The following is a 26,980-nucleotide window of genomic DNA, read 5'->3' as shown; positions in this document are numbered from 1 at the left end:
CTCCGGTTTGTCGGCTTTCCGAACCGAATAAGTGGTAGCCACTTATTCTGGAAACCCTCCGGCCATGGACGCTGACTTGCGGGCAATGGCGGCATCGACTTCGGCGATGGCTGCCGTAATGGCGGCTTCTATATCCAATTGTGAGGTATCGAGCAAGACCGCATCGGCGGCGGGATGGAAACCGCCATGGGGCGCACTCCGGTCGCGTTCGTCGCGGGCGACGATCTCGGCAAGCATGGCGGCACGGTCGACGGTCTGCCCGCGCGCTTCGAGCTGACGCGCGCGGCGTTCGGCCCGGATTTCCGGTTCGGCGACGATGAAAAGCTTGGCGTCGGCCTCCGGCGCGATCACAGTGCCGATGTCCCGCCCGTCGAGCACGGCCCCGCCGGCCTGCGTGGCAAAGCCGCGCTGGGCCTCGAACAGCGCCTGGCGGACGCCGGGAAACACCGCCACCTTGGAAGCGAGCACCCCGACTTCGGCGCTCATCAGATATTCGGGGTCGATGGCGTCGGTATCGAGGTCGCGCGCCACCGCGAGCGCACGCTCCTCGAGGTCGGGCATGTCGATATAGGCCCGCATCTCGCGACCGACGGCGCGGTACAGGAGCCCGGTATCGAGGTGCGGCAGGTTGTAATGCCGCCCGAGCGCGGCAGCGATGGTGCCCTTGCCCGAGGCGGCCGGCCCGTCGACAGCGATGATCATGCCGCCTCCCCTGCTTCGGAGAAGCCTGCGCCCAGCCGCGTGAAATCGCCGATGAAGCTCGGGAAGCTCGTGGCGATCATCGTATCGTCATCGATGGTAATCGCGCGGTCGGCGGCCAGCCCCATGACGAGGAAGCTCATGGCGATGCGGTGATCGAGATGGGTTTCCACCTTGCCGCCGCCGTCAACGCCGCCCCTGCCCTCGACGACGAGATAATCGGCGCCCTCCTCGCAGACGACGCCATTGGCCTCCAACCCGCGCGCGACAGCGGCGAGACGGTCGGATTCCTTGACGCGCAGCTCTTCGATGCCCGGCATTTCGGTACGCCCCTGCGCATAGGCGGCCGCAACCGCGAGCACAGGGTATTCGTCGATCATCGAGGGCGCGCGCGAGGCGGGTACGCTCACGCCCGTCAGGGCCGAATGCCTGACACGCAGGTCGGCAAGGTCCTCGCCGCCGGAATTGCGGCGGTTCTCGATGGAAATATCGCCACCCATCTCAACGAGCGTCTCGATCAGTCCCGTGCGGGTCGGATTCATCAAGACGCTCTCGATGGTCACATCGGACCCCGGCACGATGAGCGCGGCGACGAGCGGAAAGCCCGCCGAAGACGGGTCGCCGGGTACCTGCAGCTCCTGGCCGACAAGATCGGGCAGGCCCTTCACGATGATGGTGCGCTCGCCTTCGTCATCGGTCGCGATATCGATCTCGGCACCGAAGCCGGCGAGCATTTTCTCCGTGTGATCGCGGGTCATGACCGGCTCGACGACGCGGGTTTCTCCGGGAACGACGAGCCCGGCGAGGAGCACGCAGGACTTCACCTGGGCCGACGCCATGGGCACGCGGTAGTCGATGGGCAGCGGAGTTTTGGGGCCGCGCAGCGCGATGGGCAGCCGGTTTTCGTTGTGCTCGACGACTTCGACACCTACCGCGCGGAGCGGATCGAGCACGCGGGCCATGGGGCGCTTGGACAGCGACGCGTCGCCGACAAAACGGGTGACGAACGGATAGGTGCCCACAAGGCCCATGCAGAGCCGCACGCCGGTCCCCGCATTGCCGAAATCGAGCGGCGCTTGAGGCTCGAGAAAGCCGCCGACGCCGAGACCGTCGATCTGCCAGAGCTCGCCTTCTTTTTTGACCGAGGCGCCCAGGGCCTGCATGGCGCGGCCGGTCGCGAGCACGTCTTCGCCCTCGAGAAGCCCCGAAACCGTTGTCCGCCCGCGCGCCATGGCGCCGAACATCATGGCACGGTGAGAGATCGATTTGTCGCCTGGAACCCGGATTGTGCCGGTCAGCGCGCCGCGCGCGAAGCTGGCGCGGGGGTGGGGGGAATTGGCGTGGGACATCGTCTTGCGTCGCCTTCGAGAAAATCCAACGGAAAGCGAGGCCGGGCTTAGCACGCCCGGAACGCGGTGCCAACGCCACAAAGGTGCCCGCATTTAGCGTTTGACAGGGCCGAAAATTTCGTCGTAACCGAACCGGCAAATTCGCGGCGCGCCCTTATTGCCCGCCCCTGCCGATCCGAGACATTTAAAGAGCAATGGGGAATTGCCTTGGCCACTGATGAACGCGGTACGAAGCGCACATGCCCGGTGACGGGCAAAAAATTCTACGATCTCAACAAGGATCCCGTGGTTTCGCCCTATACGGGCAAGTCCTACCCGGTGTCCTTCTTTGAGGCTGCGCCCGAAAAGGCGCCCAAGCCCGCCGAGAAAGCGCGGCCCGAAAAAGAAGAAGAGGTCGATGTCGATCTCGCCGCGGAAGCCGCCGGGGCGGAGGTCATCTCGCTTTCGGACGCCGAGAGCGACACCGACAACGATGACGACGATGACAACGGCGATGACATCCCCGACGTCGAGGATGTGGAGGTCGACGAGGATCTCGGCGGGGATGACGACGACAGCTTCCTTGAGACCGATGACGACGATGACAACATCGATTTCGACGTCGATGTCGACGAGGACGAAGACCGGTAAACCGGGCTGTCAAAAATCCGTCGCACGCGCCATTTTTGCTCTTGCGTCCGCGACGCGTCTCACATAGGTTCGCCGCCGTTCGGGCCGGGTCTGCCGGCACAGGGACACAAAAGGGGCCATAGCTCAGCTGGGAGAGCGCCTGCATGGCATGCAGGAGGTCAGCGGTTCGATCCCGCTTGGCTCCACCATCCTACCGAACTTCAAAAAGCCGCGCTTGCAAGCGCGGCTTTTTTGCTGCGATTGCGCGGATTCGCGAATGCGAGACTTGTCCAGAGCACCGGCCTGCGCTTGACTGGGGCCAGCAAGGCTTGAGGACGCAACACAATGGCCCCCGTTATCGTCGACCCCGACAAGGTTCTCCCGTTCGAAACGGGAGACACCTTCTATGCGTGGCTGAGGGACAACCACGCCGCAGAGGATTTCCTCTGGGTGAAATTCTACAAGGTGCACACGGGATACCCCACACTCAGCTATGAGGAGGCAGTGAGGGCGGCACTGTGCTGGGGCTGGATCGACGGGATCAAGAAAAAATTCGACGAAGAGGCCTATGTGCTGCGCTTCACGCCACGGCGGAAGGCGTCGATCTGGTCGCTCATCAATGTCCGGCATGCCGAAAGCCTGATTGCAGCGGGACTCATGCAGGCGCCGGGGCTCAAGGAAATCGAAGCGGCGAAGGCCGACGGACGCTGGGAGCGGGCCTATGCTCCGGGCACCGAACTGGAGGTGCCGCAGGATTTCCTCGACGCGGTCGCCGCCGACGCACGGGCCAAGGCCACGTTCGAAACGCTCAACCGTGCCAATCTTTTCGCGCTGACCTTCCGGATCAACAACGCCAAGCGCACGGACACGCGGCAGCGCAAGATCGCGCAGTTCGTCGCCATGCTCGCGCGGGGCGAGACGCTGCACCCCAACGGAAAGCAGAAATAGCTACTGCACAAGCGCCGGGGCGCGGCAATCGAAACCGTGCACGCGGATGTCGGCTTCGCCCAGGCCAGTCCCGAGGCTTTCGAAGATCGCCGCAAGGGATGTGTCGATGACCGGCGCGAGGGGCGCCACGAGGGCATCCACGGTCTCGGTGAGCCCGTCGAGCAGCCCGCCCAAAAGGCTCGGGCCGATGAGCTCGAGGCGCAGGTCAAGGGTTTCGAGGAGGCTTCCGGTGAGCGAAGCGACCGGGGTGACGGTAGAGACCGTCCTGACGGTTCCCGCCGCGGCATCGGCGGCGTCGAAATAAAGCGTATAGGGGTCGTCCTGAACCATCGCGATATCCGCGCGTCCGGTCACGCGGGCGAGGCCGGCGACCGTCGCCAGGGTGCCGTAGCCGACCGAAAAAGGCGCAGCGGTGTCGAAAAACGCGTCCGGATCGGTCGCGCCGATGGCGAGCCGCAGAACACCCGGCCGTGCCCCGACAGTCGCCCGGGCGCCGGCTGGAACGCCGGGCGGGCAGGTTACGGAAACCAACCAGGCTTCGGCGGGCGCCAGTTCGGCATAAACCGGCACGGTGACGCCGAACGCGCCGATGCCCGGGCCGCCGTCGCCCAGAAGCGAGAATTCGAACTTCAGCCGGACCTGCGCGGTGCGCACGTAGCCGCCGTCGCCGGCAAGCGTGAACCACGCGCCCTGGGGCGGCTCGCCGACCGCAAGCCGCGCGGTGAACCCAGCCAGCCCGGGAATTCCGGCTCCCAAATCGAGCGCGACCTGATGGGTGCCGTCCGCAAGTGCCGCCGCCGCGGTGACCAGCGACAGCGCATCCAGGGTCGCCCATACGCCCGAAGACGCCGTTCCGATGCCGAGGGCGGCCAGATCGCCGAACGCCACGAGGTTCGCCATGTCGACGACGATCTCGTCATCGAGCCGGCCGGCGAGATTCAGAAGAACCGCGACGGCGGCATGGTCTTCATCGCTCGAAGCGGCAGCGATGGCAGCGGCGAGGTCGGCGAGCGCGACGTCGGCCGTGAGCACCCGGCGATATGTGCCCGCCTCAATCCCGATATCTCCGGCAAGGGCGTCGAGGACATCGAGAAGATCGATGTCGAGATCTGCCAGCGCCTCGTAGTCGAGAAGTTCGAATTCGAGCGTCGTGCCCAACAGGCCGCCAAGGAGCGCATTGAGCACGCCCGCATCGAGGCTCGCCAGCCGCGAGCCGACGGAGAGTGCGGCGCGCGGTGTGACGCTGGCGGTGGCGCGGGCGCCCAGGGCCATGTCGCCGGCGTAGAACGTGCGCGCGAAATGCAGCGTCCCGGGTGTCGTGAATGCGACGCTCACGGCGTTGACGGCGCTCCCCTCGGGAACAAATCGCGTTGCGGCGGGCGTCCCGATATCGGCGCGATAGAGCCCCCGGACCACCGTCAGCGGTCCCTCTTCGCCGACAAGCGCCTCGAGCGCGGTCTGCGGGGCGACAAAACCGGCATCGACAAGGACGGTGCGCGCGCGCGCGCCCGCATTGTCCGGATCGCCCGCCGCGTGGATTGCGGCGAGATCGACGGCGGCCTGGAGCCTGCGCTTCTGGTGGGTGAGCGACGCATAATCGACCGCCAGCGCCGCGATCCCGAGCAGCACCGGCATGATCAATGCCGTCATGACGGTAAAGTTGGCCGCTTCGTCGGCCAGAAAGGGCGCGATGGCCGTCCTCAAGCCAGGCATGGCTATATGCCGCCCTGCCTGACCGTAGAGCGGTACATGATGGTTTTGCCCGGCAGCGGTATCGGGGGGTAAAGGTTCCAGATCGGCAGCGCCGAAGCGTCGTAGCTCAGCGTAACGTTGTACTGCGCCGGGTCGGCCGGGCTCTGCTCGGGGGCCACCGCGAGCTTCTCGGGGTCGATCAGGACATAGCTCGGGCCGTTGGCCTTGACGAAGGCGGTAACGAGCGCGGCGCGTTCGTCGGCGGTCAATCCCGCCACCGCCACCCGCGCCGCGTCCGCGGCGAGCTGCTGGACGGAATGCGCGGCGCCGAAATAGATGCCGTAGGCGATCATGCCCAGAACGAGCAGCAGATAGACGGGCAGGAGCAGGGCGAATTCGACCACGGCCGCCGCGGTGCCGTCGGCGCGGAAGTGCGAAATGCCCACCATGGAAAACCGATACGGTCTGTCACGCCTCATGCCCGGCCCCGTCGAAAAGGATCGCACATGACACTTTATGTCAGGGGCCTGCGCGAAAATTTAAGCGCCGCATCCGTCATCTGACGTATCTGCGGACACTTAGGCTTCGGCGCCCGCCGTGTCGCAACGGGCCCTGAGCATCGGCTCAAGATGATCCTCGAACAGCGCCGGACCCTCGCCATCCGTCGCCGGTTCGTACGTTTTCTCGGCCGCCAGCGAGATCGCGAGGAACGTGTCGATCCCCGCGACGTCCCGGGCATGGGGGAGTGGATAGTAACCGGCCGCCAGGCGGGACCGCATCGCGTTCTTGGTTCGCACCATCTTCTCGGTCACCCCCGGTCCGTTCGAGACCGAAACCGGCAATTTGACGTAATCGTGATAGGGCGTTCCCAGATGATAGCAGGCCGGGATCGTAGCGAAGAGCTTTAAAAGGAAATCCAGATCGGTGAGACAGGGCAATCCGGGATCGAACCGTGGATCGGCGCGGGAGCGGTCGTAGACCAGCATCGAATCCATGGAGAGATTGGTGAACTTATAGGTTCCGGGCGTGAGCAACCGGTCCGGCCCGGTGCCGACCTGCCGCAGAACCCGGCCGTCGGGGCGCGTAACGTTGAGCGCGCACGAGACCAGTCCGTATTCGAACAGATGCGGCATGGCTGCCGAGAGCTTTGCCGGCGCGAAGCGGTCGTCGGCGTCCAGGATGGCCGAAAACCGGTACCGCGCGACCTCGAGCCCCTTGTTGCGCGCCGGGGGCGAGCCGCCGCCGACCAACCCGCTTTCGAGGTAGCGGATGCGCGGATCGGCGATCCCGGCGCGGCCAAGGACGGCCTCGTAGTCGGTCCCGTCATCGGCGACGATGATCAATTCGAAAGCGCCGAAGTCCTGGGTGAGCGCGCTTTTCACCGAAGCGGCGATGGTGGTTTCCGCCCTGAAGGCAGGCATGACGATCGAGACCGGTTCGGGTTTGGTCATGGGCGTGAGTCTCTTGAAGCGGTGCGCGAACGCCCCATATCATATTCAACGCTTCTCCGGTGCCGAAATCGGGCCGGAGCGGCAATGTTGCTTGATGGACAAGGACAGGTTGACCGCTATGTCGCGCGTTTCGCTTTTCTCTGCGCCTTTCGTGCTGGGCTTCGAGGCCTTCGAAGAGCGCTTCGACCGGCTTTCCCGGGCTACGGAAGGCTATCCTCCCTACAATATCGAGCGCACCGGCCCCCAGAACGGCGGTGAGACCTATCTCATCTCAATCGCCGTGGCAGGTTTCGCTCGTAACGACTTGGAAGTGATTGCGGAGGATAATCAACTGATCGTACGCGGCCGGCAAACCGATGATGGTGCGCGGGACTATCTGCATCGCGGAATTGCCGCACGACAGTTTCAGCGCACCTTCCTGCTTGCCGACGGCATGCGCGTCGAGGGTGCCGACCTTGAAAACGGCCTCCTTGTCGTAACCGTCCATCGGCCCCAGGCCGAACCTGTGACTCGCCGCATTGAAATCCGGCCGGTCGAGTGAAGGAGGTAGAGTTATGAACAAACCAGACGAAAAGCGGACGTTTGACGACACCCGGCTGGGTCGCGCCGCCGAGCCTCTCAAGTTCCTGACCGCCGAACAGTTTGCCGCGCTGGGCGCCGGCGACATCGTCTTCTGGCGCCGGATGAATGCCGGCGATCTCGCCGAATTCGTCCCGCAAGCGGGCGCGGCTCCGGCCGAGCAGGAACTGGAGCTTTTGATGTCCGCCGACGGCGCGCCGGTTCTGATCGCAGATACGCGCGAAGCCGTGCAGGACTGGATCGACGGGCACGAGGTGACCCTCGCCACCCTGCACTAGCGCCCGCGCGCACCGAAACGTGAAAACGCCATCCTGCGCGAGCGGGATGGCGCTTTTTTTGTCCGGGTGAGCCCGATCAGGCCGCGTGGATCGTCTCGAGCGGGGTCGTCAGGATCTCGCGCAGCTTGGCCTCGTCCTTGGTCGCGCGCAGGCGGTCGAGGATGCCTTCGGAGCGCAGGAGACGGGCGACCTTGCTCAGGGCCTTGAGGTGATCGGCGCCCGACCCCTCCGGCGCCAGCAGCATCACGACGAGGTCGACGGGCTGGTCGTCCACGGCGTCGAAATCGATCGGCTCGGCGAGACGCGCGAAAACCGCCGTGACGCCGGAGAGCCCCTTGATCTTGCCGTGCGGGATCGCGATCCCGTTGCCCAGACCGGTCGATCCGAGCTGTTCGCGGCTCAAAAGCGTATCGAAGATGACCTGAGCATCGACCCCAACACGCGCCGATGCCTTTTCGGCCAGAAGCTGGAGGAGCTGTCGTTTGGATGCGACCTTTGCGCACGGAATCACCGATTCCTGCGACAGAATGTCAGCAAGTTCCATGAAAAGAAGCCTTTAGGTGCTGTTCGTGGGGGACGTCATCGCCCTTCGTCAATTGGAAAGGGCCGGATCGATCCAACCAATGTTGCCATCGGCCCGGCGGTAAACCACATTCATGCCGCCATGTCCAGCGTGGCGGAACACGATTACGTCAGACTGCGACAAATCGAGCTCCATAACCGCCTCACCGACGCTCATCGTCCTGAGGCTCTGGGTCGTTTCCGCGATCACGGGGGGCGCGTCGTTCTCGTCGAGTTCGATCTCGTCGTCGGAAAACGCGATGACGTAATCGGCGTAGCCGGCGTCGGTGCCGTTCGCATTCCGCCGATGGTTCTTGAGCTTGCGCTTGTAGCGCCGCAGCCGCTTTTCGATGTGCGCGGCCATCGTTTCATAGGCCGAAGTGGCATCGTTCGCCGTAGCGCTGGCGGAGAGCACAACGCCGGTATCGAGATGCACCATGCAATCGGCACGGAACCCGATGCCTTCGGGTTCGAGCGTCAATTGCCCGTCATAACCTCCGTCGAAATACTTGCCCACCACCGCATCGATATGGTCCTCGGCCGTGGTGCGCAGGGATTCGCCAACGTCCATGTTTTTACCGGATACACGCAAGCTCATGGTTGCCTCTCGGGTTGGTTCGTGTGACGGGCGCGGGGTCAAGATCCCGTGCTCTGCAACAGCCGAGTCTAGACCCGCTGCCGGGGGCAAGGCAATCGGATTGGCCCCGCGGGTGTGCAAATCCTCTGGTGACATCGCAAAACCCGCTCGTTATTATCCGCGTCGGCAAATGAGGGTGCGCGCTCGGCGCAGTGCCCGCGAACGCCGGACGGTGGCTGCTCCGGGGCGCAAAGCCGCGGCGTGCAATGGGTTCGGCTGTCACAATGCTTGTATAGGGCTGTGCGGCTGACTATAGTTTGGTCATGCACCAAGAAGCCCGGAACCCTCACACCTGATGACGTCTCCCCAAAAAACCGCCGCCGAGGCCTCCCGCGGGCCGTGCCTGATGGCGGTGCTCCGCATGGCCGGATTGCGGCCGACCCGGCAGCGCCTGGCGCTTGCGGAACTGCTGTTTTCCGGGGAACACCGGCATGTGAACGCCGAGCAGCTGCATTCGGAAGCCGCCGAGGCGGGTGTGCAGGTGTCGCTCGCGACCATCTACAATTCGCTGCACCAGTTCCGGCAGGCGGGGCTGTTGAGGGAAATTTCCGTCGATGCGGCGCGGTCCTATTTCGATACCGACACGACCGACCATCACCATTTCTATATCGAGGACGAGGAGCGGATCGAGGATATTCCGTCCGAATCGATCCGGATCTCGGGCCTCCCGGACGCGCCGGACGGCATGGCGATCACGCATGTGGACGTGATCGTGCGGGTCAAGAAGACCCACGGCTAGTCGAACACCTCGCCCTCATAGGCGCCCCAGATCGCGTTCTGGGCAACGTAGCCCGCATAGCTGCGGGAGTGCCCCTCGGCGTCGGTGTGATCAAGGGCGACGGCGCAATAGCTGCCCGTGCAGCTTTCAAGCCGGACCATCATGCCCGGGCTCAGCCATGCGCGCACGGGGGCGTCGCTGCTTTCGTCGCCGAGAAGCGCCGTCGTGCCCTCCGCCGCCCAGGGGGTGACGAGCGCGGTGCGGGCGCCGACGACGAGACTCTGGTGCACCCAGCCCTCGGCGCCGTCGACGTCGCGAATCTTGCGCCAGGTGTCGAATTCCTGGACGATCTCGACCGGTACGTTGGGGCGCACGAACACCCAGGCGATGTCGTAATTGGTCCCCGGCCCGACGCGCACGTTGACCGGCGCGGCGCCGACCGAGACGAAGCGCGGCATGGGCAGGCCGGTTACCGGCCCGGTCTGCTGGGCGCTTGCCGCGCCCGCAAGCGCGGCCAGGGCGAGAAGGGAGCAAAGAGTGGCCTGGAACTGACGGCGGAGGCTGGACAACTTGGAATGCTCACCGGTTACGCAGCCGCCGGGGCTTTCCAGCCCGGCGGATTTTTTCTATTGGAGTACTGCACCGTTGTTAACGGTCACTGAAAGGACCGCTCGTGACGCGCAAAAACGCGACATCAGGGAACGAAACCATCCGTTCGTCCGGTATCGCGTCGGGCGCGAGCGGTAGGGCGAAAAAATGGTGATCGTGTGACGCGCGCGCGGCCCAAAGTCGTCGTTACGCGGCGCCTGCCCGCACCGATCCAGGAGCGGATGGCGGCGCTGTTCGACGCCGAATTCAACGAAACCGACGTTCCGCTTTCCGCCGAGGTGCTGATCGGCCAGGCGCGGCAGGCCGATGTTCTTGTCTCTTCGATCACCGACAGGATCGATGCTGGGCTCATCGCCGCGCTGCCGCCGTCGCTCAAGCTCATCGCGCAGTTCGGCAACGGGTTCGACAATATCGATGTCGAGGCGGCGCACGGGGCCGGGATCACGGTCACCAATACCCCCTCCGTGCTCACCGAGGACACCGCGGACATGGCGATGGCCCTCATTCTTGCGATCCCGCGCCGGCTCGCCGAGGGTGCGCGGGTGCTATTGAAGGACGGCACGTGGCCGGGCTGGGCGCCGACCTGGATGCTGGGTCAGCGCATTGGTGGCAAGGCTCTCGGGATCGTGGGGCTGGGCCGCATCGGCACGGCTGTGGCGCGCCGGGCACGGGCCTTCGGGCTCGAAATCCACTATTGCGGGCGCACGCGCAAGCCGCCACAGGTCGAGGAGGCGTTGAACGCGCGGTATTGGGCGTCGGTCGAGGAGATGCTGGCGCATGTCGATATCGTCTCGCTGCACACGCCGCACACGCGGGAAACCTACAACATCCTCTCGGCCGAACGGCTGAAGCGCATGAAAAAGGGTGCGGTCGTCGTCAATATCGCGCGGCCCGAACTGGTCGATGAAGCCGCGCTCGCCGAGTTGATCGCCTCGGGACATCTGCTGGGCGCGGCGCTCGATGTGTTCGAGCACAAGAAAGGGGTCAATCCCCAGCTTCTGGCGCTTGCGCGCGAGAACAAGGTGGTCCTCACTCCGCATATGGGCTCGGCAACGCTCGAGGGCCGCATCGAGATGGGCGAGACGGTCATCGTCAACATCCGCACCTTCCTCGACGGCCACACCCCGCCGCACCGGGTTCTGCCCGAGGGGCGGCTGGGGACAAATGCCTGAGAACGGGTGCAGGGGGCCTGAGGCCCCTTTCATCTCAGCGCCTTGGCGCAAACTTATCCCCGCCTCTCAAACCTCGCCTATGATGCGCGTTACGGACCCGCTTTTATGGGCGCAGGCGCAACGAACGTTTGGGCGGGACCGGTCCGGGTCCGATGGGAGTCGTCCCAGCGGAGGTCCGAACGTCACCGAGGCCAGCCACAGCGATCCTGTGGTCACCGGGGAAACCTGGCGGGGATTGGCCCCAGCCCGAGCGGACGCCAAGCCAAAAATCCCGGACGTATGCGGCGAGGCGTGTCTCGCTATTTTATATTCAGTATGAGGCATCGTCTCGCCGCATACCGTCCACGCTGTTTGACACCGGGACCCAAGGGCCGCCGGACGAATAGGCATGCCGCACAATGCAGTTCGTGGATCACGCCCTCAGGAACTGCACCAACACCGGCGCGATGGCATCGACATCCGGGCCGTGGCCCTGCCCGGCAAGCGTCTTGCGGGTGGCGTTGGGGAGCGCGGCGGCGGCACGGTCGGCTCCGGCAGCCATGAAATCGAAGCTCGCATCGCCATTGACCACAAGCGCCGGTTGAGTAACCCCCGCCCAGCGGGCGTTCATATCGCCTTTGGTCGCCTCGGCCATGACGCGATAGTCGTGGGCGATGGTGCCGCCGACGGCCGCGAATGCGGGCCATGCAGGGGAGGCTTTGAAGCCTGCCAACTGCTCTTCGGGCATACCGACGGCGCTCATGAAGGTTTCCATCGCCCCAGCGCCGTCGCCCCTGGCCTGCAGCGCTTCCATTTCGGCGAGTTCGGCGAAGGCCTGTTCGCGCGATTGCGATTCGTCGATCGGCGGCTCGTAGCAAACGAGCCTTTCGACTTTCGCGCCCAGCGCGGCCGCGGCCTCGGTAGCCAATACGGCGCCCGAGGACATGCCGTAAAGGCTCGCCTTGCCGCCGAGCGCGTCGATGACGGCCTCGATGTCCTCGACCTCGCGCATCACGGCATATGGGCGCGTGTCGCCGCTCTCCCCGCGTCCGCGGCGGTCAAAAAGGGCAACGGTGAACCCGGCATCGGCAAGGCGCTTTGCGAGTTCGGGCGAGGCCTGATCGACGGCCCGGTATTGGGTGGCGCCGGCGACGACGACAATCGCTGGGCCGGAGCCGTAGGTTTCATAGCCGATCGGCGTGCCGTCTTTCGATGTGACCGTGGGCATCTGGTGCTCTCCCTTGTTGCAACGGTTGCACCTTAAGGACGCAGCAGGGATCGCCGTACCGACAGAACGCGGCACTATTTCCGGTAGGCCGTCTGACTCTCGAGGCCCTGCTCATCCATCTGTTGTGCGACTTTCTTGTGCTGGTCGATGCCTTCGCCCTGGACGAAATCCTCGAGCTCGAAAACCTGACGGATTTCGTAGTCGGTCTGGCCGGGGCTCGCAGGGCATTTCTTGAGCCATTCGAGGGCTTCTTGGAGCGACGCGCATTCCCAGATCCAGAAGCCGGCGATCACTTCCTTGGTCTCGGCGAAGGGGCCATCGGTGACGAGCATCTCGCCATCCTTCATGACGATCCGCGCGCCCTTCGAGGTCGGGTGCAGCCCGGCGCCGTCCTTCATGACGCCCGCTTGGACCAGTTCCTCGTTGTACCTGCCCATTTCGAGCAATTGCTCGTCGGTCGGCATCACGCCCGCCTCGGTCTCTGCGGACGCCTTGATCATCACCATGAAGCGCATTGTTTACTCCCTTCGGGCGGGGGTCGCCCGTGCGGCTGGAGTGTCGACGCGAACAATAGGACTGTCAAACCGTCACGCAAACAAAAAAACCCGGCGCCTGGACGCCGGGTTCTGCAATCGGGAAACGGAAGCTCTCGCCTTATTCGGCGTCTTCCTTCTCGACTTCCTTGCCGGTCTCCTGATCGACGACCTTCATCGAAAGGCGGACCTTGCCGCGCTCGTCAAAGCCCAGCAGCTTGACCCAGACCTTGTCGCCTTCCTTGACGATGTCGGTGGTCTTGCCCACGCGGTGTTCGGCGAGCTGGGAGATGTGCACGAGGCCGTCACGGGCGCCGAAGAAGTTGACGAAGGCGCCGAAATCGGCCGTCTTGACGACGGTGCCCTGGTAGATTTCGCCCACTTCCGGCTCGTCGGTGATCGACTTGATCCACTTGATGGCCGCGTCGATGGCCTTGCCGTCCGAAGAAGCGACCTTGACGGTGCCATCGTCCTCGATGTTGATCTTGGCGCCGGTCTTCTCGACGATCTCGCGGATCACCTTGCCGCCGGTGCCGATGACTTCACGGATCTTGTCGGTCGGGATCTTGAGCGTCTCGATGCGCGGGGCGAATTCGCCCACTTCCGAACGCGCCGTGTCGATGGCCTTGGCCATTTCGCCCAGGATGTGCGTCCGGCCTTCCTTGGCCTGCCCGAGCGCGATCTTCATGATCTCTTCGGTGATGCCGGCGATCTTGATGTCCATCTGGAGCGAGGTGACGCCGTCATAGGTGCCGGCGACCTTGAAGTCCATGTCGCCCAGGTGATCCTCGTCGCCGAGGATGTCCGAGAGGACGGCGAACTTGTCGCCCTCGAGGATGAGACCCATCGCGATGCCCGCGACGGCCTTCTTCATCGGCACGCCGGCATCCATGAGCGCCAGCGAGGTCCCGCAAACGGTCGCCATGGAGGACGAGCCGTTGGATTCGGTGATCTCGGAGACGACGCGCAGGGTATAGGGGAATTCCTCGACGGAGGGACGCACGGGATTGATCGCGCGCCAGGCGAGCTTGCCGTGGCCGATCTCGCGGCGGCCGGGCGAACCCATGCGGCCGGCTTCACCGACCGAATAGGGCGGGAAGTTGTAGTGCAGCAGGAAGTTCTGCTTGTAGGTGCCTTCGAGCGAATCGATGAACTGCTCGTCTTCGCCGGTCCCGAGTGTCGCAACCACAAGCGCCTGGGTTTCGCCGCGCGTGAAGAGCGCAGAACCGTGGGTGCGCGGCAGAACGCCAACCGCGGCCTCGATACCGCGGACCGTTTCAAGATCACGACCGTCGATACGGGTCTTGGTGTCGAGAATGTTCCAGCGGACGATCTTGGCCTGGAGCGACTTGAAGACCGCGCCGACCTGCTCGGGGGTGTATTTGGATTCTTCCTCTTCGGGCAGGAAGTGCGCCTTGACCTTGGCCTTGGCCGCGTCCACGGCGGCGTAACGCTCTTCCTTGGTGGTGATCTTGTAGGCTGCGCGCAGATCGTTTTCGATGAAGGCGAGCATTTCGTTTTCGAGAGCGGAATTGTCCACCGGCTCGAAATCGCGCGGGTCCTTGGCGGCCAGTTCGGCAAGCTTGATGATCGCCTCGATCACCTTCTGGCTCTGCTGGTGGCCGAACATCACGGCGCCCAGCATCACCTCTTCGGAGAGCTCCTGGGCTTCGGACTCCACCATCAACACGGCGTCGGCGGTGCCGGCCATGACGAGGTCGAGTTTGGAATCCGACCGCTTGTCGATGGGCGTATTGAGCACATATTCGCCGTCGATATAGCCAACGCGCGCCGCGCCAATCGGACCCATGAACGGGATGCCCGAAATGGTAAGGGCGGCAGAGGCGGCGACCATGGCGAGGACGTCAGGCTCGTTCTCCATGTCATGCTGGAGCACGGTGATGACGACCTGGGTCTCGTTCTTGTACCCGGCGGGGAAAAGCGGGCGGATGGGACGATCGATCAGGCGCGAGGTCAGGGTTTCAGCCTCGGTCGGGCGCCCTTCGCGCTTGAAATAGCCGCCCGGGATCTTGCCGGCGGCGAAGTATTTTTCCTGGTAGTTGACCGTCAGCGGGAAGAAGTCGATGCCGGCCTTGGGTTCCTTGGCCGAAACGGCGGTGGCAAGCACCACGGTTTCGCCCAGCGTGGCCACGACGGCGCCGTCGGCCTGACGGGCGACCTTGCCGGTCTCAAGGGTCAGCGGCTGGCCGCCCCAATCGAGCTCGACCTTGTGATAATCGAAATTGAGAGACATTTTTCTATTCCAGTTCCTCTTTGTGCGCCGGGTGGCGGGCATTTTGGCCCGCAGGAAGTCCAGCGCAGGGCCGGCGGCCTTTTTGGAACATGGACAAGACGGCGAGAGGCTCCGGCAATCGAAGCTTCCGGCGATCCTGCCATGCCCCAGATGGGCCGCATGGCCGTCGGATTAAGCCTTGGGGCACACGACCTCAAGGCGCGGGTTATCCCCAGAGTTATCCCCGCTCTTTGGGGGCTGGGGAAAAGCAAAGATGCGGCGCTTTTGAGGGCGCCGCATCTTCGAAGTCGATCCTAGCGGCGGATGCCGAGCCGTTCGATGAGGCTCTGGTACCGCGCCTGGTCGCCGCGCTTGACGTAGTCAAGCAGGCTGCGGCGGGTCGAAACGAGCTTCAGAAGGCCCCGCCGGGAGTGGTTGTCCTTGGCGTGGGTCTTGAAGTGATCGGTCAGATTGTTGATCCGCTCGGTCAAAATCGCGACCTGGACCTCCGGCGAACCGGTGTCACCGTCTTTGGTCGCGTATTCCTTGATCAGTGCGGCCTTGCGCTCTGGCGTAATCGACATCGGGTCATCCTTTCGAGATCGGGTGAAGGAAAAGCCGCCATAGCCGGGATGCCGTCCAGGTATGGCCTCTCCGGCAAGCCGAAATGCCGCCGGTTGGCGCCCCCTATAGGGCAATTACGTCGATATGAGAAGAAATTTCTTCGCCCCGGAACTAGTCGTCGTCCTCAATCCCGGCCTGCTCGCGCTGGGGGTCGAGGCTCTCGCGGGGGATGGCAAAGACCCATTCGATGCCGTCTTCGTGGACCATGCGTTCGACATCGGCGCCGAGCGAACCGGCCACCATCGTCTTGAGCACGACCGTCCCGAACCCCTTGCCGTCCCCCGGCGTCGCGAAGTCGGGCACGAATTCGCGCCACGAGATGTGCAGTCTGCCGTCGTCCTTGAATTCCCAGTTGACCCGCAGCCGTCCCCCCGGACCTGAAAAGGCGCCGTATTTCGCCGCGTTGGTGGCCATTTCGTGCGCGGCCATGCCCAGCACCTGCGCGGCCTGCACGTTGAGACGGACAACCGGGCCGGTCTTGTGGACGCGGGCGGGGTCTTCGGGACGGAACGGATCGATCTGGGTTTTGAACAAATCGCGCAGCTCGATCCCCCCGGTGCCGTGGGCAAGGAGCAGGTCGGTCGAGCGCGCGAGCCCATAAATCCGGTTCTGGAAGCTCTCGACAAATTGCGAGACGGACTCCGTGCCATGGGCGGTCTGCTTGGCCATCGCGGAGATGACGGTGAGCTGGTTCTTGGAGCGATGGGCGAGTTCGCGCATCAGGAAGCGAGCTTCGGCCTCGGCTTTTTTCCGCCTCTCGGCGGCCTCGAACAGCGCCTCGGACACCTGGGCGATCTCATAGACCGGATAGGCGACGGGATCGACGGTTTCGCCCGCCCCGAGCCGCCGGGCCTGGCGCGCCAGCCCGCGCACCGAGCGAGCGATCTGGCGAGCGACGACGGCGGCGGCGAAGGCCGCAAGCCCTGCAATCGCGAGGCCGCCGAAAACCAGCCAGACGAGCGTGACCCGCAAAGGGCCGGTGACGACCGACACGGGGGCCCAGGCCACGACGTACCAACCCGCCAGGATCGAGCCTTGCGTAATGGTCATGTAGTCTTCCCCGCCGATAGTCCGCGCGTTCCACCGGCGCGAGGCGCCCTCTGTGTGTAGCAATGGCAGGAAGAACGGTTCGCCGACGACGGCCGATTCCCGGGAGGCGGAAATGACGCGATTGTCGCTGTCCACAAGCGCGACATGCCAGCCCTCCGGCAATTCGCGGGTCAAAAGCGCGTTGGATAAATTCGCCGCAGCCTGGGTGAGAATGACGACGTGGTCGGCCGGCTCGGCGTTGGGCCGGCGCAGCATGACGTTGAAAACCCAGTCCGCTGCCGTTTCGCCCCAAAAAAGGTCCGAAACGATCGCGTCGGGACTTTCAAAGGACCGGTTTGCCGATTCGGGGTCGGACATCAGGCCGAGCGGCTCGCCAAAACTGACCCGCGTGTTGAGGAGCTGCTCGTAGGCGCGGTTGATGACGATGAGGTTGGCACCGGTCCCCGCGAGCGCGTCCTGGGCATGTGCGTGGAACCGCGCGAGATTGCCGTCGACCAGGGATTCGGAGGTCATGAGGACCCGCAAAGTGGTGATCATGCCGGAGATTTCGCGCTCGACGGCCTGCATCACCGAGCGCGTGGTGGCGACGGTAAAGGTTTCGACGGTGTCTTCCTGCGCCTCGTTGTGGCGTTGGATCAGGACGCCGGCAAAGGTCAGGACCGGGAGAACGATCACCAGAACGAGGATGGTGAGATAGTTGAGAATGGGCATCGCCCGCGGTCGGGAGGGCGTTCGGTCTTTGCGGTTCGCGGCGGGGTGGGTCATGTGGAATGTGGCCGTTCTTGCGGGCCGTGCATTGCCGCCTGCCCTTATCTTTTTTGAGGCTTAGCCCGGAGCCCGGGACGGGTAAAGTGCAGCGCGGTCACACTTGTCCGCAAACGGCGGTGCAAGGAGGCACCGACTGGAGCCTTGACTATTACCCGATTCGGGCAATCCGTGGGCGCGATGGCACTTACCGGGACAATATCACGCGCCGGGGCTTGAACTGACCTTTTTCGACATAGCCGATTGCGACCGCCTGACCGCGCTGGCTGGCCCAGGCCTCATCGAGCGCCACAGGCGCATCCCGGCCGGTCAACAGCACCGGATTGCCGCGGCGCAGGACGCCGGCCTGGCTGGCGTCGACGCGGATCTCAGGAAGCGCGGCGAGGCCGGCGGCGACCGGCAGCAGAATAGCGTCGCGTTCGGCACCGGCGGCCTCGAGCGTTTCGAGGCTCACAGCATCGGCGTCCGAGAACGCGCCGACCCGGGCGCGGTGCAGGGCACCGACATGGCCCTTCGTACCCAGTGCTTCGGCGATATCGCGGGCAAGAGCGCGGACATAGGTGCCTTTGGCGCAGGTGACAGAGAGCGTGGCGCGGGTCGCATCGTTTGCGATCACCTCGATGGCGTCAATCTCGACCTCGCGCGGCGGCATGTCGAGCTTCGCGCCGGCGCGGGCGAGATCGTAGGCTCGTTCGCCCTTGATCTTGATCGCGGAAAAAGCTGGGGGAACCTGGGTGATGACGCCGGTAAAGCGCGGCAGGGCGGCGAGAAGCGCATCGGTATCGGGGCGCACGTCCGAGGTGGCGACGACTTCGCCTTCGACATCGTCGGTCGTGGTCTGGGACCCCCAAACGATGTCGAACCGATAGACCTTGGTGCCGTCCTGGACCATGGGGACCGTTTTTGTCGCCTCGCCGAATGCGATGGGTAGAACGCCGGTTGCGAGGGGGTCGAGGGTTCCGGCGTGACCGGCCTTCCTGGCCCCGAAAAGCCAGCGCAGCTTGCCAACGGCCTCGGTCGAGGACATGTCGTAAGGCTTGTTGAACACAAGCCAGCCGGACAGATCGCGCTTGACGCGCTTTTTGGTGCCGTCGGTCACGAAGCGCCTTTCGCTATTGGTCGTTTTCTTCGTCGTCGCGCGGTCCGAGGTCGCGCTGGACGCGCTCGGACTTCAAAAGCGCGTCGATCTTGCCGAATTCGTCGAACGTCTTGTCGACGAAAAAGCGGAATTCGGGCGCATATTTAAGGTCGAGTGCAGGCGTGACGCGCCCGCGGATGAAGCGCGCGTGGGCGTTGAGCGCATCGGCCACATCTTCGGCGTTTTCGCCGCCGAGCGGCATCACGTAAACATTGGCGATCTTGAGATCGGGGGTCATGCGCACTTCGGGCACGGTGACCGTCACGGTCTCAAGGAGATCGTCGATGATCTCCCCGCGCGAAAGCAGTGCCGCGATCTCGTGGCGGACGAGTTCGCCGACGCGCAGCATGCGTTGGGAGGGAGCCGAAGTTTTGGAACGTTTTGCCATGGCCGCGCCATTTAGGATGCAACGGGGTGTGCGTCAATCGTTTGCCGGCACGCGGACACCCTCGGTTTTCAATATTGCCTCGAGCCCGGCGCGATAATCGGGATAGGCGAGCTCGTATCCCAGCGCCTTTCTGATCTTGCCACCCGATACGCGTTTTGTGTTGGCGTAGAACGACCGCGCCATGTCGCTCATTTGCGCTGTCTCGAACGGGATTTCGGGCGGCGGGTCGATGCCGAGCAGGTCTGCCGCGTAGGCGACGACGTCCTGGGGTGGCGCGGGATCATCATCGGTCAGGTTGTAGACGCCGCCAAGCTGCCGCAGCGCCGCGCGGGCGGTCATTTCACCGATATCGGTGGTGTGGATGCGGTTGAAGACCTGTCCGGGTTTGTTGATCCGGTGTGCCGTGCCCGCGCGCAACTTGTCAAAGGCCGAACGCCCCGGGCCGTAGATCCCCGCAAGGCGCATGATCGCGAGCGGGATATTCTTGGTGTTCGCCAGTTCCGACCACAGCGTTTCAGCCTCGAGCCGCCGGGCGATGCGCGGGTTCGTCGCGGGCGTCGGCGCTGTTTCGTCGATCCAGTCCCCTCCTGAATCGCCGTAAACGCCAATGGTCGAATAATAGCCGATCCATTCGAGGCGCCGAGCCGCTTCGATATGGGAGGCGTGTTCGCGCAAGGCCGGATCGCCTTTGGCATCGGGTCCTATCGACACCAGCAGATGGGTCGCCCTTTCGAGGTCGGGCAGCAATGTGGCACCGGGGGTTTCACCGTCGAACAGATGCGCATGGATACCCCGGGATGCAAGCAGTCTCAATTTGCCGGCATCGCGTGTCGTCGCAGAAACGCGCGCTCCCGGACGCGCGCTCCTTAGCGCGTCGATTGCGGCTGAGGCCGCAAAACCGGCGCCGAAAACGAAAAGGCTCACATCGTCCATTCAGCCATTACCTCGCTGTCGGTTTCGATTTCCACGTGACGTCGACGGAGCCCGGCGAGCGTTGCCTCGGGGGCCAGCTGCCGCGCGGCCCAGACCGCCATGCCACGCACGAGCGGGCTTTCGTGCTCCAGATGCCCGGAGACCAGCCCGACCAGCCCCGAATCGCCAGAATTGCCCGCCGCGACAAGACAATTGCGCAAGAACCGGGCCGAACCCAGCCGCTTCACCGGCGTCCCGGCAAAAAACGTGCGAAACGCCGCGTCATCGAGCGCAAGAAGGTCAGCCAAACGTGTATGAGCAAGTGCGTTTTTCGCCTGCAGCCGGGTTTCGCGCGCTCTCGATGCGAATTTATTCCACGGACATACCGCAAGGCAATCGTCGCAGCCGAATACCCGGTTACCCATGGGCTTGCGATATTGCAGCGGGATCTGGCCCTTGTGCTCGTTGTTGAGGTAGGCAAGGCATTTACGCGCGTCCAGCCGGAAGGGCGCCGGAAAGGCGTCGGTGGGACACACGTCGAGACACCGGGTACAGCTGCCGCAGCTTTCGGCGTGCGGCGCGCTGGCGGGCAACTCGGCATTGGTAAGAATGGCGCCCAGAAACAGCCACGAGCCGAATTCGCGCGAGACGAGCACCGAATGCTTGCCCTGCCAGCCAATTCCGGCGGCCTCGGCGAGGGGCTTCTCCATAATGGGCGCGGTGTCGACGAAGACCTTGACCTCGGCGTCGGCGCGGCGGGCCAACAGCCCGGCGAGTTCCTTCAATTTGCCTTTGACCACATCGTGATAGTCGCGCGACTGGGCATAGACCGATATGTTGCCGAGCCCCTTGTCCTTGAGGCGATCCATAGGATCCTCATGGGGTCCGTAGTTGATGCCGAGCAGGATCACCGATTTGGCATCTGGCCAGAGCACCCGAGGGTCGGCTCGGCGGACTTTGGTTTCGGCCAGCCAGTCCATATCGCCGTGCCAGCCCTGCGCGATGGCGGATTCAAGCTTTTCCCCAAGGTCGGGGCGCGCGTCGGCAGCAGCGATGCCGAACGCGTCAAAACCCAAGGCTTTGGCACGGGTCTGCAGTTCGGAGACGACACGTTCGCGCTCAGCGCTCAAAAATCGAGGTCCGCGTAACTTTTGGCCGCCGGCATGCCGACCACGCGGTCGGCCAACAGGGTTCTGAAGGCGGGACGGGACTTGATCCGCGCGTACCAATCCTTGGCGTCGCCCGCCTTTTCCCAGTCTATATCACCCATATAGTCGAGCGTCGAAAAATGGGAAGCCAGCGCGAAGTCCGCGAGCGTCATATTGTCGCCCGCAAGCCAGTGCCGGGTCGCGACAAGCCAGGAGAAATAGGCAAGGTGTTCGCCCAAATTGGCCTTGGCGATGCGGATGACAGCCGGGTCGGGCGCTCCGGAGCGCAATTCGCGCTTGATGAGCTTTTCCTCAAGCAGGTAGCCGGTCACTTCGCTGTTGAGCTTCAACAGCACCCACTCGACAAGCCGCCAGGTTTCCGCGCGCTCGGAGGGGCTTTCGGGCAGCAAGGATTCCACCGGGCCGTCGGGGCCGAAATTGGCTTCGATATGAGCGATCGAGGCCAATACGCCGATCACCGGCGGAAACGGCTCGTCGAGCATGACCGGCACGGAAGCGGCTGGATTGATATCGAGGAAATCGGGATCGCGCCGCCAGGGCGAGGTGTCGACGAGCTCCGCTTTGACGCCGTATTCGGCGAGCATGAGCCGGATCAGGCGGGAGGCGGGGTCGAGCTTGTGGTGCAGTATCGTTGGCATGGCGGGTGAATGATCCAATCGGACAAAAGGTTCGCATGGCGCCGGATTTCTCCGGCGCCATGGTGGCCTTCTGCCAAGTTAGGAAGCGAAACTGCGCCCGGATCAAGGTCTTTTTGTGCCGGGCGCCCTTCGATCCTCGCAATCCGATCGGACCGGTTAACCGGAGATTAAGGCTAGTGCACGCCCAGGGCGTTGTCCCCGTGACGGTCGAATTCGCCATGCTTGCGGAAGCGCCACATGTAGGACGGAAGCACCGCGTCCATGCCGGTGGGCTCGATGCCGAAGGCGGCGAAGGTGCGCTTTTGCCGGATCGCCTCTTCGGACACGACATTGTCGATGCCGAGCTGGACGACCTGGTCCGGGGTCAGGAGCGGCCTGGGCAGGAACGCCATGACGCTTGCACCCATCTTCGCGAGGCCAGCAGGAACGGGGAGAACCGGGCGCTTGCGCTGGGTTTCGCGCAGAACCCTCGCGATCAGGTCGCGCATGGTTTCGATGTCCGGGCCGCCGAGTTCGTAGACCTTGCCGGACTTTACGCTACCTTCGACGGCCAACGCATAGGCGCGGGCCACGTCGGACACATAGACGGGCTGGAAGCGCGTGTCCCCGTGGATCAGCGGCATCACAGGGAACAGCCGTGCAATAAATCCGAAAAGGTTCAAAAACCCGTCGTCCTGTCCGAAAACAACCGAGGGACGGATGACGATGGCATCGGGAAAGGCATTGAACACTTCGGCCTCGCCGAGCGCCTTGGAGCGCGCATAGGCCGAGGGCGATTCCGCGTCGGCGCCGAGCGCGGACATGTGGATGAGCCGCGCGACACCGGCATCGCGCGCCGCCTCGGCGACGTATTTTGCGCCCTGGGTCTGGATCAGGCGAAAGCGTTGCTTACCCTTTTCAAAAAGGATGCCCACGAGGTTGATGACGACGTCCGATCCGGCGACAGCTGCCTTGACCGATTCGGGATAGCGCAGATTGGCCTGAACCGGCTGGATCTGACCGGGGAAGCCAAACATGCGGACGTGCCCGGCAAGGTCGGGCCGGCGTACGGCCACGCGGATGCGATAGCCGCGCCGGGCCAGTTCCTGGGTCAATTGGGTGCCAATAAAGCCCGATCCGCCGAAAATGGTGACGAGCTTGCCGCCGCGCTTGTCCATCGTGAGGTGTCCCGCTTCTTGCCGAGGGTCAAAAACTGCTTTCGCAACGGGTTTTAGCCGCGCGTGCCGGCGCTTTCAATCGCTTTCAACCCCAAGCGGGGCGGGAAGCGGGCGCCAATCGTCGCGGGTGGCAGCAAACGCCCTATCACCACTGGCGCGCCTGAGCGGCAGCCCCGGGTTGCGCTTCGGCGCGGCTTACCCCACAAAGGGCGCAACGTTGTAATGCGCTGTTTGGGAGGCTTGGCCATGGGCGCCGTTGGCACTGTTATTTTAGTTATTCTCGTCGTCCTCGCGCTCGGGGTTGCAGGTTTTTACATCAGGAGACGCTGGCTGCACCCGGTGGATTATGCACCGGCGTTCGGCACGAGCCCGCAAATCCCCGAACCGCGCCCCCAGGGCGGCGTACCGACGCTCAAAATGCCCACGGCCATGGGCTGGCGCGACGGCGCGGTGCCCGATACCGCGCCCGGGCTCAAGGTCACCGCCTTCGCGACCAAACTCCAACATCCCCGGTGGGCCTATGTGCTGCCCAATGGCGATGTGCTCGTCGCGGAATCCTCGACGCTGCCCGCGCCGGTAACCGGTGCGTACAACTACGTGATGAACCGCGTTATGACGCGCGCGGGCGCGACGCGGCCCAGCGCCAACCGAATCACGCTTCTGCGCGATGCCGACGGTGACGGGGTGCCCGAGATCCGCGAGGCCTTCCTCGAAAATCTCAGCCAGCCCTTCGGCATGGCCCTTGTTGGAAACACCTTTTATGTCGGCAATGCCGACAGCGTCGTCGCCTTCCCCTATGAGGAGGGGCAGACCAAGATCACGGCGCCGGGCACAAAGCTCATGGATCTCAAGCCTGGGGGGCATTGGACACGCAATATCATCCCGAGCCCGGACGGCAAGAAGCTCTATGTCGCCGTCGGATCGCTGAGCAATATTGCGGATCAGGGGCTCGCGGCCGAAGAGGATCGCGCCTGCATCCACGAGCTCGACCTCGAAACCAACGCCCATCGTATCTTCGCTTCGGGACTGCGCAACCCTGTCGGCATGGCCTGGGACCAGCACGGCGGCCAGCTGTGGACCGTTGTCAATGAACGTGACGGGCTGGGGGACGAAACGCCGCCCGACTATCTCACCTCGGTCAAGGATGGCGGATTTTACGGGTGGCCTTATTGCTACTGGGGCCAGACGGTGGACGACCGGGTAACCCCTCCCAATCCCGAGCTCGTCGCTACCGCGACGCAGCCGGACTATGCCCTTGGCGGGCATACGGCCTCGCTCGGGCTGTGCTGGCTGCCCGAAAATACCCTCAACGGGTTGCCCGCCGGCATGGTGATCGGGCAGCATGGCTCGTGGAACCGCTCGAAGCTGAGCGGCTACAAGGTTGTGCTCGTGCCGTTCGAGAACGGCAAGCCCACCGGCCGACCGATCGACATTCTTACGGGCTTCCTCGCGCCGGACGAAAAGACGTCGAACGGCCGTCCGGTCGGGGTGACAATCGCCAAGGATGGCGCGCTCCTCGCTGTGGACGATGTCGGCGACGTCGTGTGGCGCGTCACAAACGCCTGAGGCACGACAGCGCACGCGGAACCCGAAGCTCCCGGGTTCCGCAGCTTCCGTAACGTCATAACATTGCAATACGCCGGCCTTAGCGTGCGCGCAGGGCGTTTCTCCAGTCATTGGCGGCCGGGCGGGCTTTTGTTCCGTGGCCTGTTCAAGTGACGGTGGCGCCCTTGATTGCGTGCTCTAGGGGGACAGGCCTCACTCAACCGCTAGAGCCGTTTCTTCTTTTTCAAGGATGGACGGCCATGAATGACCAAACTCCGACATTCAAGACACAAGGGCTCGAACACGCCGAATTCGACCCCACCAATCCCTCGGACAATCCGACGATGGGCGAGCTGATTTCGCGCCGGTTCTCCCGCCGCGGATTTCTGAAGGGTTCGCTCGCGACCACCGCAATCGCGGCGACCGTCAGCCCGCTGGCGTTGATGACCGCCGAAAAAGCGCACGCGCAGGAAGGCTCGGCGTTCAACTTCGCGGAGGTCACCGCCGGCGTTGACGCGGACCATCACGTGGCCGAGGGCTACAACGCCGACATTCTGTTCCGCTGGGGCGATCCGGTTCTTGCGGACGCACCGGCGTTCGATCCGGAAAACCAGACCGCCGCCGCGCAGGCGGGTCAGTTCGGCTACAACAACGACTTCGTCGGCTATGTCCCGCTCGAGGGTTCGTCCGAGCACGGGCTGTTGCTCGTCAATCACGAATACACCAACCCGCACCTGATGTTCCCCGGTCTCATCACGGTTGAAGGCGAGGAGGTCGTGCAGGGCCCGCTGTCCGAAGAGCAGGTCAATATCGAACTGATGGCCCACGGCGGCACCGTTGCCGAGATCCGCAAGGTGGACGGCAAGTGGGAACACGTGCGCGACAGCCAGTACAATCGCCGCATCACAGGCGAGACGGAAATGGAAATCACCGGACCGGCCGCCGGCCATGACCGTTTGAAGACGAGCGAGGACGATACCGGCACGCGCGTGCGCGGCACGCTCAACAATTGTGCCGGGGGCACGACACCCTGGGGCACTTACCTCATGGCGGAAGAGAACTTCCACGGCTATTTTTCCGGCGAACTGCCCGAAGGCCACCCGGAAGCCGCAAACTACGAGCGGCTTGGCGCGCCCGGCGGCTGGTACGAGTGGGCCAACTTCCACGACCGGTTCGACGTCTCCAAGGAGCCCAACGAGATGAACCGGTTCGGCTATGTGGTTGAGGTCGATCCGTTCGATCCCAATTCTGTGCCCAAGAAGCGCACCGCGCTTGGCCGGTTCAAGCATGAGGGTGCCGAATCCATCGTCGCACCGGACGGGCGTGTGGTGTTCTATTCGGGCGACGACGAGCGCTTCGACTATGTCTACAAGTTCGTAACCGCCGGCACCTACAACCCGGACGACCGCGCCGCCAACATGGACCTTCTGGACGAAGGCACGCTCTATGTTGCCCGCTTTGCCGAAGACGGCTCGATGGAATGGCTGCCGGTCGTTTACGGTGAAGGTCCGCTCACCGAAGAGAACGGGTTCGCGAGCCAGGCCGACGTCATCATCGAAACGCGCCGTGCCGCCGACCTTCTGGGCGCGACCAAGATGGACCGCCCCGAGGACATCCAGCCCAACGGGACCAATGGCCGCGTCTATGTGATGCTGACCAACAATACGCGCCGCACCGAAGACCAGATCGACGCCGCCAACCCCCGTGCCGAGAACGCCTTCGGGCACATCATCGAAATCATCGAGGCCGATGGCGATTTCGCGGCGACGACGGGGACCTGGGAAGTGCTGCTGCAGTGCGGCGATCCCTCGATCGCCGAGGTCGGCGCGACGTTCTCCACCGAAACGAGCGAAAACGGCTGGTTCGGCATGCCCGACAACGCGGCGGTCGACAGCGACGGGCGGCTCTGGGTGTCCACTGACGGCAACTCGCCGTCCGATACGGGCCGCACCGACGGGCTCTGGGCGGTGGATACAGAGGGTGAGGCGCGAGGCACGTCGAAGCTCTTCTATCGCGTGCCAGTGGGTGCGGAAATGTGCGGCCCCCAACCTACGCCCGACCTCACGACCTTCTTCGTTGCGGTGCAGCACCCGGCTGACGGCGGAGAGGACTGGGAAGGTCACGGCCGGCCGTCTTACTACGAGGACCTCTCGACCCGCTGGCCGGATTTCGATCCCGCCATGCCGGTGCGTCCGTCGGTGGTGGCCATCACCAAGGCCGACGGCGGCAAGATCGGCGTCTAATACCGCTTAACGGCATGGCCGCCGCGTACAAGCGCGGCGGCCTTTGCAAAAGCGCGGGCCGGGCCCATAGAGCGAT

General features: G+C 64.2%; 27 protein-coding genes and 1 tRNA gene. 9 read left to right on the top strand and 19 right to left on the bottom strand.

Annotation, left to right across the window (positions count from 1 at the left end):
* Window positions 1-42: 42 nt before the first annotated feature.
* Window positions 43-702 carry a (d)CMP kinase gene (gene cmk, locus LSG43_RS01545; protein ID WP_231800741.1) on the bottom strand — a complete coding sequence of 220 codons (660 nt, stop codon included), beginning with the start codon at window positions 700-702 and terminating at the stop codon, window positions 43-45.
* Window positions 699-2,048: a 3-phosphoshikimate 1-carboxyvinyltransferase gene (gene aroA / locus LSG43_RS01540; RefSeq protein ID WP_231800739.1), complete on the bottom strand. Its 1,350-nt coding sequence runs from the start codon at window positions 2,046-2,048 to the stop codon at window positions 699-701. The genes cmk and aroA overlap by 4 nt, the downstream gene beginning before the upstream one ends.
* A gap of 207 nt (window positions 2,049-2,255) precedes the next feature.
* Here aroA and LSG43_RS01535 point away from each other — a divergent pair, with 207 nt between their 5' ends.
* The 3 genes from LSG43_RS01535 (at window position 2,256) to LSG43_RS01525 (ending at window position 3,605) form a co-directional block, all read left to right on the top strand.
* Window positions 2,256-2,678 carry a TIGR02300 family protein gene (locus LSG43_RS01535; protein WP_231800737.1) on the top strand — a complete coding sequence of 141 codons (423 nt, stop codon included), beginning with the start codon at window positions 2,256-2,258 and terminating at the stop codon, window positions 2,676-2,678.
* Between the two features lie 112 nt (window positions 2,679-2,790).
* Window positions 2,791-2,866 (top strand) — tRNA-Ala (locus LSG43_RS01530).
* 136 nt (window positions 2,867-3,002) lie between these two features.
* Entirely contained in the window at window positions 3,003-3,605 is a 603-nt protein-coding gene (locus LSG43_RS01525) for a YdeI/OmpD-associated family protein (RefSeq protein WP_231800735.1), read from the top strand.
* Here the strand turns inward: LSG43_RS01525 and LSG43_RS01520 are convergent, their stop codons facing one another.
* From LSG43_RS01520 to LSG43_RS01510, 3 genes are all read right to left on the bottom strand, one after another.
* The gene (locus LSG43_RS01520) at window positions 3,606-5,318 is read right to left on the bottom strand and encodes a pilus assembly protein TadG-related protein (RefSeq protein ID WP_231800733.1); all 1,713 of its coding nucleotides are present in this window, start codon (window positions 5,316-5,318) and stop codon (window positions 3,606-3,608) included.
* Window positions 5,319-5,320: 2 nt separating this feature from the next.
* On the bottom strand, window positions 5,321-5,776 hold the full coding sequence (locus LSG43_RS01515) for a TadE/TadG family type IV pilus assembly protein (RefSeq protein ID WP_231800730.1): 456 nt from the start codon (window positions 5,774-5,776) through the stop codon (window positions 5,321-5,323).
* 99 nt (window positions 5,777-5,875) lie between these two features.
* On the bottom strand, window positions 5,876-6,748 hold the full coding sequence (locus LSG43_RS01510; RefSeq protein WP_231800728.1) for a glycosyltransferase family 2 protein: 873 nt from the start codon (window positions 6,746-6,748) through the stop codon (window positions 5,876-5,878).
* A 118-nt stretch (window positions 6,749-6,866) separates the two neighbouring features.
* Between LSG43_RS01510 and LSG43_RS01505 the strand changes: the two genes are divergently transcribed.
* Window positions 6,867-7,289, top strand: a complete 423-nt coding sequence (locus tag LSG43_RS01505; RefSeq protein ID WP_231800727.1) for an Hsp20 family protein — start codon at window positions 6,867-6,869, stop codon at window positions 7,287-7,289.
* 13 nt (window positions 7,290-7,302) lie between these two features.
* Window positions 7,303-7,605 carry a DUF1150 family protein gene (locus LSG43_RS01500; protein ID WP_231800725.1) on the top strand — a complete coding sequence of 101 codons (303 nt, stop codon included), beginning with the start codon at window positions 7,303-7,305 and terminating at the stop codon, window positions 7,603-7,605.
* 76 nt (window positions 7,606-7,681) lie between these two features.
* Here the strand turns inward: LSG43_RS01500 and ptsN are convergent, their stop codons facing one another.
* Window positions 7,682-8,149 (bottom strand): PTS IIA-like nitrogen regulatory protein PtsN, encoded by a 468-nt coding sequence (gene ptsN / locus LSG43_RS01495; RefSeq protein ID WP_231800718.1) that lies wholly within the window; start codon window positions 8,147-8,149, stop codon window positions 7,682-7,684.
* Window positions 8,150-8,197: 48 nt separating this feature from the next.
* Window positions 8,198-8,764, bottom strand: a complete 567-nt coding sequence (gene hpf, locus LSG43_RS01490) for a ribosome hibernation-promoting factor, HPF/YfiA family (protein ID WP_231800711.1) — start codon at window positions 8,762-8,764, stop codon at window positions 8,198-8,200.
* Window positions 8,765-9,098: 334 nt separating this feature from the next.
* Between hpf and irrA the strand changes: the two genes are divergently transcribed.
* The gene (gene irrA / locus LSG43_RS01485) at window positions 9,099-9,542 is read left to right on the top strand and encodes an iron response transcriptional regulator IrrA (protein WP_304622641.1); all 444 of its coding nucleotides are present in this window, start codon (window positions 9,099-9,101) and stop codon (window positions 9,540-9,542) included.
* Here irrA and LSG43_RS01480 read toward each other — a convergent pair.
* A complete protein-coding gene (locus LSG43_RS01480; RefSeq protein WP_231800703.1) occupies window positions 9,539-10,090 on the bottom strand; it encodes an SH3 domain-containing protein in 552 nt (183 codons plus the stop codon). The genes irrA and LSG43_RS01480 overlap by 4 nt on opposite strands.
* A 198-nt stretch (window positions 10,091-10,288) precedes the next feature.
* On the opposite strand from LSG43_RS01480, the gene LSG43_RS01475 reads away from it, so the two are divergent.
* Window positions 10,289-11,302 carry a 2-hydroxyacid dehydrogenase gene (locus LSG43_RS01475; RefSeq protein ID WP_369412435.1) on the top strand — a complete coding sequence of 338 codons (1,014 nt, stop codon included), beginning with the start codon at window positions 10,289-10,291 and terminating at the stop codon, window positions 11,300-11,302.
* Window positions 11,303-11,714: 412 nt separating this feature from the next.
* Here the strand turns inward: LSG43_RS01475 and LSG43_RS01470 are convergent, their stop codons facing one another.
* The 11 genes from LSG43_RS01470 to LSG43_RS01420 all read right to left on the bottom strand — a co-directional run bounded on the left by LSG43_RS01470 (window position 11,715) and on the right by LSG43_RS01420 (window position 23,116).
* Window positions 11,715-12,509, bottom strand: a complete 795-nt coding sequence (locus LSG43_RS01470) for an alpha/beta fold hydrolase (protein WP_231800702.1) — start codon at window positions 12,507-12,509, stop codon at window positions 11,715-11,717.
* 74 nt (window positions 12,510-12,583) lie between these two features.
* Window positions 12,584-13,024, bottom strand: a complete 441-nt coding sequence (locus LSG43_RS01465; protein ID WP_231800701.1) for a YciI family protein — start codon at window positions 13,022-13,024, stop codon at window positions 12,584-12,586.
* A 139-nt stretch (window positions 13,025-13,163) separates the two neighbouring features.
* Entirely contained in the window at window positions 13,164-15,296 is a 2,133-nt protein-coding gene (gene pnp / locus LSG43_RS01460; RefSeq protein ID WP_231800698.1) for a polyribonucleotide nucleotidyltransferase, read from the bottom strand.
* A gap of 293 nt (window positions 15,297-15,589) precedes the next feature.
* The gene (rpsO, locus tag LSG43_RS01455) at window positions 15,590-15,859 is read right to left on the bottom strand and encodes a 30S ribosomal protein S15 (protein ID WP_231800695.1); all 270 of its coding nucleotides are present in this window, start codon (window positions 15,857-15,859) and stop codon (window positions 15,590-15,592) included.
* Between the two features lie 151 nt (window positions 15,860-16,010).
* Window positions 16,011-17,660, bottom strand: a complete 1,650-nt coding sequence (locus tag LSG43_RS01450) for a sensor histidine kinase (RefSeq protein WP_231800693.1) — start codon at window positions 17,658-17,660, stop codon at window positions 16,011-16,013.
* A gap of 241 nt (window positions 17,661-17,901) precedes the next feature.
* The gene (gene truB / locus LSG43_RS01445) at window positions 17,902-18,813 is read right to left on the bottom strand and encodes a tRNA pseudouridine(55) synthase TruB (protein WP_231800692.1); all 912 of its coding nucleotides are present in this window, start codon (window positions 18,811-18,813) and stop codon (window positions 17,902-17,904) included.
* A 13-nt stretch (window positions 18,814-18,826) separates the two neighbouring features.
* The gene (rbfA, locus tag LSG43_RS01440; protein ID WP_231800690.1) at window positions 18,827-19,240 is read right to left on the bottom strand and encodes a 30S ribosome-binding factor RbfA; all 414 of its coding nucleotides are present in this window, start codon (window positions 19,238-19,240) and stop codon (window positions 18,827-18,829) included.
* A gap of 33 nt (window positions 19,241-19,273) precedes the next feature.
* A complete protein-coding gene (locus LSG43_RS01435) occupies window positions 19,274-20,173 on the bottom strand; it encodes a Rossmann-fold NAD(P)-binding domain-containing protein (protein WP_231800687.1) in 900 nt (299 codons plus the stop codon).
* Window positions 20,161-21,282, bottom strand: a complete 1,122-nt coding sequence (gene queG / locus LSG43_RS01430; protein WP_231800666.1) for a tRNA epoxyqueuosine(34) reductase QueG — start codon at window positions 21,280-21,282, stop codon at window positions 20,161-20,163. Before queG ends, LSG43_RS01435 begins: the two co-directional genes overlap by 13 nt.
* Window positions 21,279-21,959, bottom strand: coding sequence for a glutathione S-transferase family protein (locus LSG43_RS01425; RefSeq protein WP_231800664.1), 681 nt, complete (start codon window positions 21,957-21,959; stop codon window positions 21,279-21,281). Before LSG43_RS01425 ends, queG begins: the two co-directional genes overlap by 4 nt.
* 173 nt (window positions 21,960-22,132) lie before the next feature.
* Window positions 22,133-23,116, bottom strand: coding sequence for a complex I NDUFA9 subunit family protein (locus LSG43_RS01420; RefSeq protein WP_231800662.1), 984 nt, complete (start codon window positions 23,114-23,116; stop codon window positions 22,133-22,135).
* Between the two features lie 246 nt (window positions 23,117-23,362).
* On the opposite strand from LSG43_RS01420, the gene LSG43_RS01415 reads away from it, so the two are divergent.
* The gene (locus LSG43_RS01415) at window positions 23,363-24,682 is read left to right on the top strand and encodes a PQQ-dependent sugar dehydrogenase (protein ID WP_231800660.1); all 1,320 of its coding nucleotides are present in this window, start codon (window positions 23,363-23,365) and stop codon (window positions 24,680-24,682) included.
* 239 nt (window positions 24,683-24,921) lie between these two features.
* On the top strand, window positions 24,922-26,904 hold the full coding sequence (locus LSG43_RS01410) for a PhoX family protein (RefSeq protein ID WP_231800658.1): 1,983 nt from the start codon (window positions 24,922-24,924) through the stop codon (window positions 26,902-26,904).
* Window positions 26,905-26,980 lie beyond the last annotated feature (76 nt).

The organism is Pelagibacterium xiamenense, from assembly GCF_021166475.1.
GTDB lineage: Bacteria > Pseudomonadota > Alphaproteobacteria > Rhizobiales > Devosiaceae > Pelagibacterium > Pelagibacterium xiamenense.
Note: the sequence above shows the minus strand (reverse complement) of the source record. Positions and strands in the feature narration are given on the sequence as shown.

Coding starts and splice junctions, on each gene's coding strand:
- cmk (WP_231800741.1), bottom strand. CDS start 702: ATGATCATCGCTGTCGACGGGCCGGCCGCCTCGGGCAAGGGCACCATC.
- aroA (WP_231800739.1), bottom strand. CDS start 2,048: ATGTCCCACGCCAATTCCCCCCACCCCCGCGCCAGCTTCGCGCGCGGC.
- LSG43_RS01525 (WP_231800735.1), top strand. CDS start 3,003: ATGGCCCCCGTTATCGTCGACCCCGACAAGGTTCTCCCGTTCGAAACG.
- LSG43_RS01520 (WP_231800733.1), bottom strand. CDS start 5,318: ATGCCTGGCTTGAGGACGGCCATCGCGCCCTTTCTGGCCGACGAAGCG.
- LSG43_RS01515 (WP_231800730.1), bottom strand. CDS start 5,776: ATGAGGCGTGACAGACCGTATCGGTTTTCCATGGTGGGCATTTCGCAC.
- LSG43_RS01510 (WP_231800728.1), bottom strand. CDS start 6,748: ATGACCAAACCCGAACCGGTCTCGATCGTCATGCCTGCCTTCAGGGCG.
- LSG43_RS01505 (WP_231800727.1), top strand. CDS start 6,867: ATGTCGCGCGTTTCGCTTTTCTCTGCGCCTTTCGTGCTGGGCTTCGAG.
- LSG43_RS01500 (WP_231800725.1), top strand. CDS start 7,303: ATGAACAAACCAGACGAAAAGCGGACGTTTGACGACACCCGGCTGGGT.
- ptsN (WP_231800718.1), bottom strand. CDS start 8,149: ATGGAACTTGCTGACATTCTGTCGCAGGAATCGGTGATTCCGTGCGCA.
- hpf (WP_231800711.1), bottom strand. CDS start 8,764: ATGAGCTTGCGTGTATCCGGTAAAAACATGGACGTTGGCGAATCCCTG.
- irrA (WP_304622641.1), top strand. CDS start 9,099: ATGACGTCTCCCCAAAAAACCGCCGCCGAGGCCTCCCGCGGGCCGTGC.
- LSG43_RS01470 (WP_231800702.1), bottom strand. CDS start 12,509: ATGCCCACGGTCACATCGAAAGACGGCACGCCGATCGGCTATGAAACC.
- LSG43_RS01465 (WP_231800701.1), bottom strand. CDS start 13,024: ATGCGCTTCATGGTGATGATCAAGGCGTCCGCAGAGACCGAGGCGGGC.
- pnp (WP_231800698.1), bottom strand. CDS start 15,296: ATGTCTCTCAATTTCGATTATCACAAGGTCGAGCTCGATTGGGGCGGC.
- rpsO (WP_231800695.1), bottom strand. CDS start 15,859: ATGTCGATTACGCCAGAGCGCAAGGCCGCACTGATCAAGGAATACGCG.
- LSG43_RS01450 (WP_231800693.1), bottom strand. CDS start 17,660: ATGCCCATTCTCAACTATCTCACCATCCTCGTTCTGGTGATCGTTCTC.
- rbfA (WP_231800690.1), bottom strand. CDS start 19,240: ATGGCAAAACGTTCCAAAACTTCGGCTCCCTCCCAACGCATGCTGCGC.
- LSG43_RS01435 (WP_231800687.1), bottom strand. CDS start 20,173: ATGGACGATGTGAGCCTTTTCGTTTTCGGCGCCGGTTTTGCGGCCTCA.
- LSG43_RS01425 (WP_231800664.1), bottom strand. CDS start 21,959: ATGCCAACGATACTGCACCACAAGCTCGACCCCGCCTCCCGCCTGATC.
- LSG43_RS01420 (WP_231800662.1), bottom strand. CDS start 23,116: ATGGACAAGCGCGGCGGCAAGCTCGTCACCATTTTCGGCGGATCGGGC.
- LSG43_RS01415 (WP_231800660.1), top strand. CDS start 23,363: ATGGGCGCCGTTGGCACTGTTATTTTAGTTATTCTCGTCGTCCTCGCG.
- LSG43_RS01410 (WP_231800658.1), top strand. CDS start 24,922: ATGAATGACCAAACTCCGACATTCAAGACACAAGGGCTCGAACACGCC.